Source organism: Streptomyces sp. NPDC002232 (assembly GCF_042890295.1).
Taxonomy (GTDB): Bacteria; Actinomycetota; Actinomycetes; order Streptomycetales; family Streptomycetaceae; genus Streptomyces.
This window is the reverse complement of the sequence record NZ_JBIARV010000004.1, coordinates 157,414-170,143: the sequence shown is the minus strand read 5'-3', so window position 1 is coordinate 170,143 and position 12,730 is coordinate 157,414. Positions and strand designations below refer to the sequence as shown.

10 protein-coding genes are annotated in these 12,730 nt (G+C 73.6%); 5 read left to right on the top strand and 5 right to left on the bottom strand.

What is annotated here, in order from left to right; all coding sequences use genetic code 11:
- Positions 1–26: 26 nt before the first annotated feature.
- Positions 27–1,334 carry a phosphopyruvate hydratase gene (gene eno / locus ACFYXU_RS18800; protein WP_389406049.1) on the bottom strand — a complete coding sequence of 436 codons (1,308 nt, stop codon included), beginning with the start codon at positions 1,332–1,334 and terminating at the stop codon, positions 27–29.
- A 176-nt stretch (positions 1,335–1,510) separates the two neighbouring features.
- Here eno and ACFYXU_RS18795 point away from each other — a divergent pair, with 176 nt between their 5' ends.
- Positions 1,511–1,933: a MarR family transcriptional regulator gene (locus ACFYXU_RS18795; RefSeq protein ID WP_329852589.1), complete on the top strand. Its 423-nt coding sequence runs from the start codon at positions 1,511–1,513 to the stop codon at positions 1,931–1,933.
- Positions 1,934–2,018: 85 nt separating this feature from the next.
- Here the strand turns inward: ACFYXU_RS18795 and ACFYXU_RS18790 are convergent, their stop codons facing one another.
- Positions 2,019–2,972, bottom strand: a complete 954-nt coding sequence (locus tag ACFYXU_RS18790) for a nucleoside hydrolase (protein ID WP_389458682.1) — start codon at positions 2,970–2,972, stop codon at positions 2,019–2,021.
- A gap of 182 nt (positions 2,973–3,154) precedes the next feature.
- Here ACFYXU_RS18790 and ACFYXU_RS18785 point away from each other — a divergent pair, with 182 nt between their 5' ends.
- A complete protein-coding gene (locus tag ACFYXU_RS18785) occupies positions 3,155–4,585 on the top strand; it encodes a M1 family metallopeptidase (protein WP_389458680.1) in 1,431 nt (476 codons plus the stop codon).
- A 6-nt stretch (positions 4,586–4,591) separates the two neighbouring features.
- Here the strand turns inward: ACFYXU_RS18785 and ACFYXU_RS18780 are convergent, their stop codons facing one another.
- On the bottom strand, positions 4,592–5,782 hold the full coding sequence (locus tag ACFYXU_RS18780) for a cytochrome P450 (RefSeq protein WP_376513217.1): 1,191 nt from the start codon (positions 5,780–5,782) through the stop codon (positions 4,592–4,594).
- A gap of 546 nt (positions 5,783–6,328) precedes the next feature.
- Here ACFYXU_RS18780 and ACFYXU_RS18775 point away from each other — a divergent pair.
- The 3 genes from ACFYXU_RS18775 to xdhC are packed head-to-tail and all read left to right on the top strand — an operon-like array spanning position 6,329 to position 10,990.
- Positions 6,329–7,810: a xanthine dehydrogenase small subunit gene (locus ACFYXU_RS18775; protein WP_376513215.1), complete on the top strand. Its 1,482-nt coding sequence runs from the start codon at positions 6,329–6,331 to the stop codon at positions 7,808–7,810.
- A complete protein-coding gene (xdhB, locus tag ACFYXU_RS18770; RefSeq protein ID WP_389458678.1) occupies positions 7,807–10,182 on the top strand; it encodes a xanthine dehydrogenase molybdopterin binding subunit in 2,376 nt (791 codons plus the stop codon). Before ACFYXU_RS18775 ends, xdhB begins: the two co-directional genes overlap by 4 nt.
- 1 nt (position 10,183) lies before the next feature.
- The gene (gene xdhC, locus ACFYXU_RS18765) at positions 10,184–10,990 is read left to right on the top strand and encodes a xanthine dehydrogenase accessory protein XdhC (RefSeq protein WP_361391057.1); all 807 of its coding nucleotides are present in this window, start codon (positions 10,184–10,186) and stop codon (positions 10,988–10,990) included.
- A 97-nt stretch (positions 10,991–11,087) separates the two neighbouring features.
- Here xdhC and ACFYXU_RS18760 read toward each other — a convergent pair whose 3' ends face one another.
- Positions 11,088–12,281: a S8 family serine peptidase gene (locus tag ACFYXU_RS18760; protein WP_389458676.1), complete on the bottom strand. Its 1,194-nt coding sequence runs from the start codon at positions 12,279–12,281 to the stop codon at positions 11,088–11,090.
- A 182-nt stretch (positions 12,282–12,463) separates the two neighbouring features.
- Entirely contained in the window at positions 12,464–12,667 is a 204-nt protein-coding gene (locus ACFYXU_RS18755) for a hypothetical protein (protein WP_389458674.1), read from the bottom strand.
- Between the last annotated feature and the right edge of the window lie 63 nt (positions 12,668–12,730).

Below are 12,730 nucleotides of genomic sequence, written 5' to 3'. Positions count from 1 at the left end.
TGGGGGCGCCGCTCCTCCGTGGGGCGTCAGGCCCGGCGGAGCGCCGCGCCGCCCGCGTAGCGCGCCGCCTCGCCCAGCTCCTCCTCGATCCGGATCAGCTGGTTGTACTTGGCCGTGCGGTCGGAGCGGGACAGCGAGCCGGTCTTGATCTGGCCGCAGCCGGTCGCCACCGCGAGGTCGGCGATGGTGGTGTCCTCCGTCTCGCCCGAACGGTGGGACATGACGGCGGTCCAGCCGGCCCGGTGCGCCGTGGCCACGGTGGCGAGCGCCTCGGTGAGGGTGCCGATCTGGTTGACCTTGACGAGGACCGAGTTGCCGACGCCGGTGCGGATGCCCTCGCCGAGCAGCTTCTCGTCGGTGCAGAACACGTCGTCGCCGGTGAGCTGGCAGCGGTCGCCGACGCGGGCGGTGAGCTCGCGCCAGCCGTCGAGGTCGTCCTCCGCCATCGGGTCCTCGATGGAGACGATCGGGTAGGCGTCGATCAGCTCGGCCAGGTAGTCGGCGTTCTCGGAGGGGGTGCGGCGCACCCCTTCTCCGGCGTAGTCGTACACCCCGTCGCGGAAGAACTCCGACGAGGCCGGGTCCATGATGAGGCCGATGTCCGTGCCGGGGCGGTAGCCGGTGCGCTCGATGGCGGACACCACGAAGTCGAGCGCCTCCTCGGCGGTGCGCAGCGCGGGCGCGAAGCCGCCCTCGTCGCCGACCGCCGTGGAGTGCCCGGCGGCCAGCAGGTCCCGGCGCAGGGTGTGGAAGACCTCGCTGCCCATGCGGACGGCTTCGGCGAAGCTGTCCGCCCCGACGGGCGCGATCATGAACTCCTGGAAGTCCAGCGGGTTGTCGGCGTGGGCGCCGCCGTTGACGATGTTCATCATCGGCAGCGGCAGGAGGTGGGCGTCGGGCCCGCCGAGGTAGCGGTAGAGCGGCAGCCGGTGGGCCGCGGCGGCGGCCTTGGCGGCGGCGAGGGAGACGCCGAGGATCGCGTTCGCGCCGAGGCGGGACTTGCCGGGCGTGCCGTCGAGGGCGATCAGGGCGGCGTCGAGACCCGCCTGGTCCGCCGCGTCCCGGCCGCGCACGGCCGCCGCGATCTCGCCGGCGACGTGGGCCACAGCGCGGTCGACGCCCTTGCCGTGCCAGCGCGCCGCGTCACCGTCCCGCAGCTCCAGGGCCTCCCGCGCGCCGGTGGAGGCGCCGGAGGGGACGGCCGCCCGCCCCAGGGAGCCGTCCGTGAGGACGACGTCGACCTCGACGGTGGGGTTGCCCCGGCTGTCGAGGACGCTGCGGGCGGTGACGGTCTCGACGGTGGCGTCGACGGTCGTGGATTCCGTGCTGGGCATGGTGGTTCCTCCCCGTGGTCGTGTGCCGCGGCCCCGGTGGCGTCCGTGTCGGCGCCGGGCCCGGCAGCACCAGACTCTACAGCAATGCTGTTCAGTTTCTCTGTTCAGTTCTGCTGTACATCATGTCGGTGCAGGTCAGCCGCACCGGGGGCGCGAACCCCGGGGTAAAGTGCCGTATGCCCACCCCGGACGCCGCCGCCATCGCCACCGAACTGCGCACCGCGATGGGCAAGCTCACCCGACGCGTCAAGGACGAGGACCGCATTCCGCTCGGCCAGGCCGCCGTGCTCGGCGCGCTCGACCGGAACGGCGCCATGACCACCAGCGACCTCGCCGCCGATCAGCGCGTGCGGCCCCAGTCGATGGCCCGCGCGGTGGGACTCCTGATGGAGCAGCACCTGGTCACGCGCCGCGCGCACCCCACGGACGGCCGCAAGGCGCTGGTCGAGCTGTCGGACGCGGGGCGCGCCGCGCTGGAGGCCGAGCGGAGCCGGCGGGCCGGCTGGCTCGCGCAGGCCATCGAGGCCGAACTCAGCGACGAGGAGAGGGCCCTGCTGGCCCGGAGCACCACGCTCCTGGAGCGGCTCGCCGGACGCTAGGGGGTATCGGTCGAGCCCGGCGCCCCTTCGGCCGGACGCTAGTGGGTGTCCGGTCGAGCCCGGCGCCCCTTCGACACGGCATTCCCTACTCCGCGGTTCGCCCGCCGAGCACGCGTACGGCCTCCACGATCAGGTCCCAGAAGGCCTCCGTGTCGACCTCCATGCCGACCTCGGTGAGCGCCGGGCGGTCCGTGACCCCGTGCAGGTCCACCACGGTCGCGCCCCTGGTGTGGGTGCCGTTCAGCTCCACGGTCACCGCGGCCCGTACCAGGCTGACCAGCGAAGGGTTGATCAGGTGGGCGACGGTGAGCGGATCGTGCAGCGGGGGCGCGTCGAAGCCGTACACCTCGCGGTAGGTGGACGCGAAGTAGGTCAGCAGGTCGACGCAGAGCGCGCTCAGCGGGGTGCCGAGCGCGGCGATGCGGGCGACGACCTCGGTGGTGGCCCGGACCTGGTGGGTCGCGTTGAGGCCGAACATGGTCACCGGGAGACCGCTGCGGAAGACGATGTCGGCGGCCTCCGGATCGCAGAGGACGTTGAACTCGGCGGCGGGCGTGGTGTTCCCCCGGCCCGTCGAGCCGCCCATGAGCACGATCCGCTCGATCCGTCCGGCGAGCTCGGGATGGGCGAGCAGGAGGACGGCGATGTTCGTGAGGGGACCGGTGGGGACGAGCGTGACCGGTGCCGGGTGTGCCAGGAGGGTGTCCCGCACGAGGGTGAGGGCGTCCCGCGGGTCGAGCGGCACGTCGGGCTCGTCCCGCGCGAAGCCGGGCCCGTCCAGACCGGACTCGCCGTGGATGTTCCCGGCGACCCGGGGCGGGCCGTGCAGCGGCCGGTCGCGTCCCGCCGCGACGGGCACGCCCCGGATCCCGGCCACCGAACAGACCCGGCGGGCGTTGAGCGTGGTCTTCTCCAGCGTCTGGTTGCCCGCGACGGTGGTGATCGCGAGCAGGTCGATCGCGGGGTGCGCGGCGGCCAGGAGGATGTTGAACGCGTCGTCGTGACCGGGATCGCAGTCGAGGATCACGGGAACCGGCATGTCCTCACCGTGCCACATCGGGACCGGCAGGCGAAGGACCCGGGACCGGGACGAGCCACGGCCGCCCCGGCGACGCGCCACGGACCCGCCGACGCGCCACGGACCGGGCGGCGCCCGCCCGCCGGCCCGGGCGTGCGCGGAACACGCCCGTCCGGCCGTGCGGGCGTCCTAGCGTGCTCGGCATGACCTCGCTCAGGAACTGGCGGGCGCCGCTGCTCGCCCTCGTGGCCGTCCTGTCGCTCTCCTCCCCGGCCCCCGCGGCGCAGGAACCCGTGAGTGACCGCGCCGCCGGGCCCGCGGCGCAGGAACCCGTGGGCGACCGCGCCGCCGGACCCGCGGCGACGCCGGACCGCCCCTCCTACGACGTACGGCTGCGCGCGGACGCGGACGGCTCGCACTGGACGGGCCGCCAGACGGTGTCGTTCCGCAACGCCTCCCGGACCGCGCTGCGTTCGGTGGACGTACGGCTGTGGGGCAACGGCACCGACGGCTGCGGGGCGCCGGGCGCGCCGTCCCCGGTCCGGGTGAGCCGGGTCGCCGGCGGCACCCCCCGGCCGCCGGCCGTCGGCTGCACCGCGCTGCGGATCGACCTCCCCGAGCCGCTGCCGCGGGGGGCGCGGGCGCGCGTCTCGTTCGACCTCGCGATCGCCGTCCCGGACCGCGTCCACCGCTTCGGCCGGGACGGCGCGTACCGCTTCCTGGGCAACGCGCTGCCGCTGCTGGCCGTGCGGGACGCGCGGGGACGGCACCTGGACCCGGACGTCGGCTTCGGGGAGAGCTTCCACAGCCTCGCCGGTGACTTCCGGGTCGTACTGGACCACCCGGCCGCGCTCGTCGTCCCCGCGACGGGCACCACGGCCCGGCGCGCGGGCGCGCCGGGCCGCACCGTCAGCACCAGCGTCGCCCGCGGGGTGCGCGACTTCGCCTGGGCGGCGGGCCCCTTCCGGTCGAAGCGGGTGACCACGCCGGGCGGGGTGCGGCTGAACGCGTACTGGACCGCCACCACGTCCCCGGCGGGCGTCGCCGCCGGGCTGAGGGACGGCGCCGGGGCGGTCGACTCCTTCGGGAAGCGGTTCGGGCGCTATCCGTACGGCGAGCTGGACCTCGTCATGAGCGACCACCTCGACGACTTCGGCAGCATGGAGTTCCCCGGTCTGGTCCTGCTGTGGACCGAGCCGGACGGATCGGCCGTGGTGCACGAGATCGCCCACCAGTGGTTCTACGGCATCGTCGGCAACGACCAGTTCACGGCGCCGTGGCTGGACGAGTCCTTCGCGCAGTACGCGAACCAGTCGTACGCCGGGGAGGACACCGCGGGCTGCTGGGAGGACCAGGGCATGTGGCCCAGCGACACGGCGGGCCTCACCCGGACCATGGGCTACTACGCGGACGGTCACCGTGCGGAGTACGTCCGGGTCGTCTACGGCCGTGGCGCCTGCGCCCTGCACGACCTGGAGCGCGTCCTGGGCGGCCCGGGGATGGCCGCCGTGCTGCGCGGGTACGTGCGGGACCACTGGCTGGGCGTCGCGACCACCGCGGACTTCCGGCGCGCGGCGCAGGCGGCGACCGCGACGGACCTCGGTCCGTTCTGGGCGGAGCACCGGATCGGCTGACGGCCGTCAGGCGTCCCAGGTGACCGGGAGGCTCTTCACCCCGAAGATGTCGGCGGTCTCCGGGCGCAGCGGGACGTCCTCGGCCGGGACGGCCAGGCGCAGCGTGGGGAAGCGCGCGAGGAGCGCGGCGAACGCGACCCGCATCTCGACGCGGGCCAGTTGGGCGCCGAGGCAGAGGTGGATGCCGTGGCCGAAGGCGAGGTGCCCGCCGGCGTCCCTCCGCAGGTCGAGCGCGTGGGGGTCGGCGTAGCGCTCGGGGTCGCGGTCGGCGGTGTGGTACGAGAGGACGACCGTGGTGCCGGCCTCGACGACGACGCCCCCGATCTCGACGTCCTCGAGGGCGGTCCGCATGAAGGTCTTGGCGACGGTGAGATAGCGCAGGAGCTCCTCGACGGCCCGGTCGACGAGTGCGGGGTCGGCGCGCAGCGCGGCGAGCTGGTCCGGGTTCCGCAGGAGGGCGAAGGTGCCGAGGGAGAGCATGTTGGCCGTGGTGTCGAAGCCGGCCGCGAGCAGGATCAGGCTGATCCCCTTGAGCTCCTCGTCGGTCAGGTCGCTGTCGGTGAGTTCGCTGAGCACGTCGTCGGTGGGGTTCGCGCGCTTGGCGGCGACCAGCCGGGCGAGGTACTCCTGGGTGGCGGTGTAGGCCGCGATCAGCTCCTCGTCGCTCGTGCCCCCGCTCATGAACGTGTCGATCTGCTCCTGGAAGGAGTCCCGGTCCTCGTACGGCACGCCGAGGATCTCGCAGATGACGATGGTGGGGATGGGCTTGGCGAAGGCGGTGACCAGGTCCGCCGAGGGGCCGGCCGCCTCCATGGCGTCCAGGCACGCGGCGGTGATCTGCTCGACGCGCTCCGTGAGCAGACGCATCCGCCGGGCGGTGAACCTGCCGACGAGCGGCTTGCGGTAGCGCGAGTGCTCCGGTTCGTCCATGAGGAGGAACTCGCCGGGCGGAGCCGGCGGCAGCTCGAAGTCCACCACGTTCATGAGGTCCTTGCGGGAGCTGAAGCGCGGGTCGGCCAGGATCGAGCGGACCTGCTCGTGTCCGGTGACGATCCAGCCCGGCTTGCCGCCGGGGTGGGTGTAGCGGCTGATCGGGCCGTGCGCGTGGGCCTCGGTCAGCCGCGCCGGCGGGTCGAAGGGGCAGCCGGCGGGGCGCTCGGTGGGCAGATCGGTGACGGTGTGGACGGTCTCGCTCATGGCCATTCCCTCGATCTCGCGGCATCGGTTGTTCGAAGCATCACGAAAGCTACGTTGCGTTCATGGTCCGGTCAATCAAGATGAAGCCGTAACTGCACTTCAGAGCGGCATTTTTGATGCAATGACACTGCCCCTTAACGCAATGCCACGTTGCAATGGGTCGTTGCTTCAGGGTCCGTCGGGCGGTCGGCGCCCGGGGTGACCGCTCTTGACCGCCGTGATCGCCGGGCATTAATTTGCGGGTCTGCGTCGACCCACGACGACCGAGAGGAGGCGACCGGCGGATGAACACCAGCTCCGACCTGACCCGCCTCGCCCACATCACGGTCTGGGTTCCGGGACGCATCGCCCACGGCTGCTGACCACGCCGTCCCCCGCGCCCCTCTCGGGGCGCGCCGAGCGTTTCCCCACACCTTTCCCGGCACGCCACCGTCGCGTGCCGTTCCGCGCCCGACCCTGTCCCGCGGCGCGTCCGAGCACAGAAAGCTGCCCGACCTTGGCGAACATGAGCAATCGACCCATCGCGCACCGAATCGAGGGCCCGTCATGGTAGAGGCGCGGATCACCGTCAACGGCGAGGAGACACCCCTCGCACCGGCCGCACCCCACACCACGGTGCTGGACTTCCTGCGCGAGCGCGGCCTCACCGGCACCAAGGAGGGCTGCGCGGAGGGCGAGTGCGGCGCCTGCTCGGTCCTGGTGGCCCGCCCCGGGGTGGACGCGCCCACCGACTGGGTCGCGGTCAACGCCTGCCTCGTCCCGGCCGCCTCGCTCGACGGCCAGGAGATCGTCACCTCCGAGGGCCTCGCCACCGCCGGCGCACCGGGCACCCCGCCCACCCTGCACCCCGTGCAGGAGGAGATGGCGGTCCGCGGCGGATCCCAGTGCGGCTACTGCACCCCGGGGTTCGTGTGCAGCATGGCCGCCGAGTACTACCGGCCCGGCCGCCGCCCCCACCCGGAGACGGACGGCGGAAACGGCTCGGATCACGCCGAGCACGCCGAGCACGGCCCGAACGGCTTCGACCTGCACGCGCTGAGCGGCAACCTGTGCCGCTGCACGGGCTACCGCCCGATCCGCGACGCGGCCTTCGCCGTCGGCACGCCCACCGACGAGGACCCCCTCGCGCGCCGCCGCGAACTGGCCCCGCCCGCACCGGTCGCCACCCGGTACGCCCGCGGCGACGCCGAGTTCGTCCGCGCGCAGACCCTGCCGGAGACGCTGCGGCTGCTCCGCGAGCGGCCCGACGCGGTGGTGGTGGCCGGCTCCACCGACTGGGGCGTGGAGGTGAACATCCGCTCCCGGCGCGCCGGCTGCGTGGTCGCCGTCGACCGCCTCCCCGAACTGCGCGACCTGCGCGTCGGCCCCGACCACGTCGAGATCGGCGCCGCCCTGACCCTCACCGAGATCGAGCGCCGCCTCGACGGCGAAGTACCGCTGCTCGCCGAGTTGTTCCCCCAGTTCGCCTCGCGGCTCATCCGCAACGGCGCCACCCTCGGCGGCAATCTGGGCACCGGCTCCCCGATCGGGGACAGTCCGCCGGCGCTGCTCGCGCTCGACGCGTCGGTGGTGCTCGCCGACGCCGACGGCGAGCGGGAGGTCCCGCTGTCCGCGTACTTCACCGGCTACCGGCAGAGCGTGCGCCGGCCCGGGGAGCTGATCCGCGCCGTGCGCGTGCCGCTTCCCCTGGCGCGTGTCACGGCCTTCCACAAGATCGCCAAGCGGCGCTTCGACGACATCTCCAGCGTCGCCGTCGCGTTCGCCCTCGACGTCGAGGACGGGATCGTCCGCACGGCGCGGATCGGGCTCGGCGGCGTGGCCGCCACCCCGATCCGCGCGCTCGCCACCGAGGCGGCCCTGGAGGGCCGGCCGTGGACGGCCGGGACCGTCGAGGCCGCGGCCGCGGTGCTGCGGGAGGAGGGCACGCCGATGGACGACCACCGGGCCAGTGCCGCCTACCGCTCCGCGATGCTCGGCCAGAGCCTGCTGAAGCTGTACGCGCGAACCACCGAGGCGGTGTCGTCATGAGCCAGTTGTCCGAACGTCCCGAGAAGCCTGTCGTCGGCCTCTCCGTGCCGCACGAGAGCGCCACCCAGCACGTCACCGGCACCGCGCTCTACACCGACGACCTGGTGCACCGCACCAAGGACGTGCTGCACGCCCACCCGGTCCAGGTCATGAAGGCCCACGGCCGGATCACCGCGCTGCGCACCGCGCCCGCGCTGGCCGTGCCCGGCGTGGTGCGGGTGCTGACCGGTGCCGACGTGCCCGGCGTCAACGACGCCGGGATGAAGCACGACGAGCCGCTCTTCCCCGACGAGGTCATGTTCCACGGACACGCCGTCGCCTGGGTCCTCGGCGAGACGCTGGAGGCGGCGCGGCTCGGAGCGGCGGCCGTCGAGGTGGACCTGGAGGAACGGCCCTCCGTGATCACCCTGGCGGAGGCGATCGCCGCCGACAGCTTCCACGGCGCCCGGCCGGTGATGGAGACCGGCGACGTCGACGCCGGCTTCGCCGACTCCGCCCACGTCTTCACCGGCGAGCTCCAGTTCTCCGACCAGGAGCACTTCTACCTGGAGACGCACGCGGCACTCGCCCACATCGACGAGTCCGGCCAGGTGTTCGTCCAGAGCAGCACCCAGCACCCCTCCGAGACCCAGGAGATCGTCGCGCACGTGCTCGGCCTGCACAGTCACGAGGTGACCGTGCAGTGTCTGCGGATGGGCGGCGGCTTCGGCGGCAAGGAGATGCAGCCGCACGGCTTCGCCGCCGTCGCCGCGCTCGGCGCGCTGCTGACCGGCCGGCCCGTCCGGGTCCGGCTCAACCGCACCCAGGACCTGACGATGTCCGGCAAGCGGCACGGCTTCCACGCCGCGTGGCGGATCGGCTTCGACACCGAGGGCCGCATCCAGGCCCTCGACGCGACGCTGACCGCCGACGGCGGCTGGAGCCTGGACCTGTCCGAGCCGGTGGTGGCCCGCGCGCTGTGCCACATCGACAACACGTACTGGCTGCCGCACGCCCGCGTCACCGGCCGGATCGCCCGGACCAACAAGGTCTCCAACACGGCCTTCCGGGGCTTCGGCGGCCCCCAGGGCATGCTGGTGATCGAGGACATCATGGGCCGGTGCGCACCGCTGCTCGGCCTCGATCCGGCGGAGCTGCGGGAGCGCAACTTCTACCGTCCGGGCCAGACGACGCCGTACGGACAGCCGGTCGTCCAGCCGGAGCGGATCTCCGCCGTCTGGGAGCAGGTCAAGACCAGCGGCGGCCTCGCCGACCGTCGGCGGGAGATCGCCGCGTTCAACGCCGCGCATCCGCACACCAAGCGGGCCCTGGCGCTGACCGGCCTCAAGTTCGGCATCTCCTTCAACCTCACCGCCTTCAACCAGGGCGGCGCGCTGGTGCTGATCTACAAGGACGGCTCCGTCCTGATCAACCATGGCGGCACCGAGATGGGCCAGGGCCTGCACACCAAGATGCTCCAGGTGGCGGCGACCACCTTGGGCATCCCGCTGCACAAGGTCCGCCTCGCCCCGACCCGTACCGACAAGGTGCCCAACACCTCCGCCACCGCCGCCAGCGCGGGCACGGACCTCAACGGCGCGGCGGTGAAGAACGCCTGCGAGCAGCTGCGCGACCGGCTGCTCCAGGTGGCCGCGACGCGGCTGGGCACCAACGCCTCGGACGTGCGCATCGTCGAGGGCGTCGCCCGCGGCCTGGGCGGTGACGCGGAGCTGGGCTGGGACGAGCTGGTGCGCACCGCGTACTTCCAGCGCGTGCAGCTGTCGGCGGCCGGCTTCTACCGGACCGAGGGGCTGCACTGGGACGCGAAGTCGTTCCACGGCTCGCCGTTCAAGTACTTCGCGCACGGCGCCGCCGCCGCCGAGGTGGAGGTGGACGGCTTCACCGGCGCGTACCGCGTGCGACGGGTGGACATCGTGCACGACGTCGGCGACAGCCTGTCCCCGATGATCGACATCGGTCAGGTCGAGGGCGGTTTCGTGCAGGGCGCGGGGTGGCTGACGCTGGAGGACCTGCGCTGGGACGCCGGCGACGGGCCGCACCGGGGGCGCCTCCTCACGCAGGCGGCGAGCACGTACAAGCTGCCCAGCTTCTCCGAGATGCCCGAGGAGTTCCACGTCACGCTCCTCCAGAACGCCCGCGAGGAGGGCGCGGTCTACGGCTCCAAGGCGGTGGGCGAGCCCCCGCTGATGCTGGCCTTCTCCGTGCGGGAGGCGCTGCGCCAGGCCGCCGCCGCCTTCGGACCGGGCGGGATCAGTGTCGAACTCGCCTCGCCCGCGACGCCGGAGGCCGTCTACTGGGCGATCGAGGCCGCCCGCCGGAGCGGCGGAGCGGCCACCGTCGGGGCCGGTGCGGAAGCGCTCAGCAGTGCCTGACATGACGTGGTTCGCCGCGGTCGCGCGGCTGCGGGCACGCCGGGAGGCCGGCGTGCTCGTGACCGTCGCGGCCGTGCGCGGACACGCCCCGCGCGACGCCGGCGCGAAGCTCGTGGTCGGGCGGACCGAGACCTGGGGATCGATCGGCGGCGGCAACGTGGAGGCCGTCTCGATCGACCGGGCCCGGGAGATGATCGCCGCGACCGCGGCGGAGCCCGAGCTCATCGACTTCGCCCTCAACGACAAGGTGACCAACCGCCACGGAGTCCAGTGCTGCGGCGGCACGGTGTCGGTGCTGCTCGAACCCCTGCCGGTGGTACGGGCGGTGGCGATCTTCGGCGTCGGGCACGTCGGTCTGGAACTGGCACGGATCCTGGCCCGGCACGACCTCGATCTCCATCTGGTCGACAGCCGCGCCGACACCCTGGCCGAGGAGCGGCTCGGCGTCCTCGCGGACGCGGTGGCCCAGGTGCGGGTGCACCACACGCCGCTGCTGCCCGAGGAGGTCCTGGACGAACTGCCGCTCGGCACCCACGTCCTGATCATGACCCATGACCACGCCGAGGACGCGGCGCTGTGCGACGCCGCGCTGCGCACGAGCCACCTCGGCTCGATCGGGCTGATCGGGTCGGCGGCGAAGTGGTCGCGGTTCCGCAGGCGGCTTGCCACCGAGGGCGGTCACGACGAGGCCGTCATCGACCGGATCAAGACCCCGATCGGCCTGGCCGACATCACCGGCAAGGAGCCCGCGACGATCGCCGTGAGCGTGGCGGCCGATCTGCTGCGCACCTTCGAGTCCGCCGTCTAGCGGCCGGAATCGGCATCCCCGCCCGGGCCGCCGGGCTCGCTCCCGCGCCCCGGCTCGTGACCGGGGCGCGGGGGCGTGCGTGCCTCCGGGTGGTCCTCTACAGGCCGTCGGTGAACAGGAGCCGGTCGGGCGATTCCGCTGCGACTCCGCTCAGGACTCCCTCCGTCGCGTGCGCGTCGATCCACGCGGCGACCTCGTCCGGGCCCGCCGTGGGGTGCTCGGCCTCGTAGAGCGCGGCGACGCCGGTGACGTGCGGGGCGGCCATGGAGGTGCCGCTCTCGGTGAGGGAGCCGCCGCCGAGGCGTGCCGAGACGATGTCCTGGCCGGGCGCGAAGATCTCCACGCAGGGGCCGTGGTTGGAGAAGGACGCCTGCCGGTCCCCGATGTCGGAGGCCGCGACGGTCAGCACCCCGTCGGCCGAGGCGGGGGACACCTCGCAGGCGTCCTTCGCCGAGTTGCCCGCCGCCATGACGGGCAGCACGCCGGCGGCCCGGAGCACGGTGGCGGCGTCGTTCAGGGCCGCGGACCTGTCGCCGCCGAGGGAGGCGTTCAGGACGGCGGGGTGACGGGCGTTCCTGGCGACCCAGTCGAGTCCGGCGATGATGCCGGAGTACGTGCCGCGCCCGTCGCAGCCGAGCACGCGGACGCTGACCAGGGCGGCCTCCCGGGCCACCCCGTAGGTGGCGCCGGCGACGGTGCCCGCGACGTGCGTGCCGTGGCCGTTGCAGTCCTGGCCGAGGCGTCCGTCGCCCACGGCGTCGAAGCCGGCCTCGGCACGGCCGCCGAACTCGGTGTGGCCGTAGTCGATGCCGGTGTCGAGGATGTACGCGGTGACGCCGGCGCCGGTGCCCCGGGTGGTGAAGTCCTGATCGAGCGGAAGCTGCCGCTGGTCGATCCGGTCCAGGCCCCAGCCGGCGGCGGGACCCCGGGAGGCGGAGGGCGTGACCGGCCGGGGCGGTGCGGCGGCCACCGCGTCCTCCTCCACCGAGGTCACGCCCGGGGTGCTCCGGACGGCCGCCAGCTGATCGCCGGTCAGTGGGGCCGCGAAGCCGGTGAGGGCGCTGTCGTAGACGAACGTGGGCCGCAGGCCCAGCTCCCCGGCCACCGCTTCGGCGTCGGCGGTCGCGTCGAGGGTCACGATGTACTGGCCGGGCACCGCGTCGGCGGCGGTGACGAGTGGCGCCGGGGTCGGCTCGGGGCCTGCGGCGGACGCGGACGGCGCCGTCGGGGCGGTGGCGGCGAGGGCGGTCAGGGCGGCGCTCGCGAGCGCGAGTCCGGTACGTGTGTTCATGCCCGCGAGGTCATCATGCGGAAACGATCAGAGCCCACGACATCTCCGTGCGATTCCGCTCGATTCCCACGGATACCGCACAGATCATCGGGCCGGATCCGGCCGCGGCCGGGACGGGGCTGACGCTCCCCTTGAGCGGAACCGCCTCCGCGTCGTCCTGGCCGAACCCGTCTCGTCGGAGGTCAGAGACTCCAGCAGTAGAGGCCACCCCCCGTGTTCACCGCGGACGCGGCGAGCCGGGCCACTCCCCGCAGGACCGCCAGGAGATCATCGTCGGTCATGTCGTCCCCGTCCTCGGACCGGAGGCGCGCGGTCCAGCGGGCCGTGAGCTCTTCCAGCTCGGCGGTGGTCGCGCCGGCCAGCGCCCGGGTCAATCGCCGCGGCACAGCGAACACCTCGATGCCGTCGTTCAGGGGCGCGGTGACCCACTCCGGCCACGGCCGCCAGGC

Bases quoted from the DNA above. Each gene is read 5' to 3' on its own strand.
- eno (WP_389406049.1), bottom strand. From the start codon at position 1,334: ATGCCCAGCACGGAATCCACGACCGTCGACGCCACCGTCGAGACCGTC.
- ACFYXU_RS18785 (WP_389458680.1), top strand. From the start codon at position 3,155: ATGACCTCGCTCAGGAACTGGCGGGCGCCGCTGCTCGCCCTCGTGGCC.
- ACFYXU_RS18790 (WP_389458682.1), bottom strand. From the start codon at position 2,972: ATGCCGGTTCCCGTGATCCTCGACTGCGATCCCGGTCACGACGACGCG.
- ACFYXU_RS18795 (WP_329852589.1), top strand. From the start codon at position 1,511: ATGCCCACCCCGGACGCCGCCGCCATCGCCACCGAACTGCGCACCGCG.
- xdhB (WP_389458678.1), top strand. From the start codon at position 7,807: ATGAGCCAGTTGTCCGAACGTCCCGAGAAGCCTGTCGTCGGCCTCTCC.
- ACFYXU_RS18775 (WP_376513215.1), top strand. From the start codon at position 6,329: ATGGTAGAGGCGCGGATCACCGTCAACGGCGAGGAGACACCCCTCGCA.
- ACFYXU_RS18780 (WP_376513217.1), bottom strand. From the start codon at position 5,782: ATGAGCGAGACCGTCCACACCGTCACCGATCTGCCCACCGAGCGCCCC.
- ACFYXU_RS18760 (WP_389458676.1), bottom strand. From the start codon at position 12,281: ATGAACACACGTACCGGACTCGCGCTCGCGAGCGCCGCCCTGACCGCC.
- xdhC (WP_361391057.1), top strand. From the start codon at position 10,184: ATGACGTGGTTCGCCGCGGTCGCGCGGCTGCGGGCACGCCGGGAGGCC.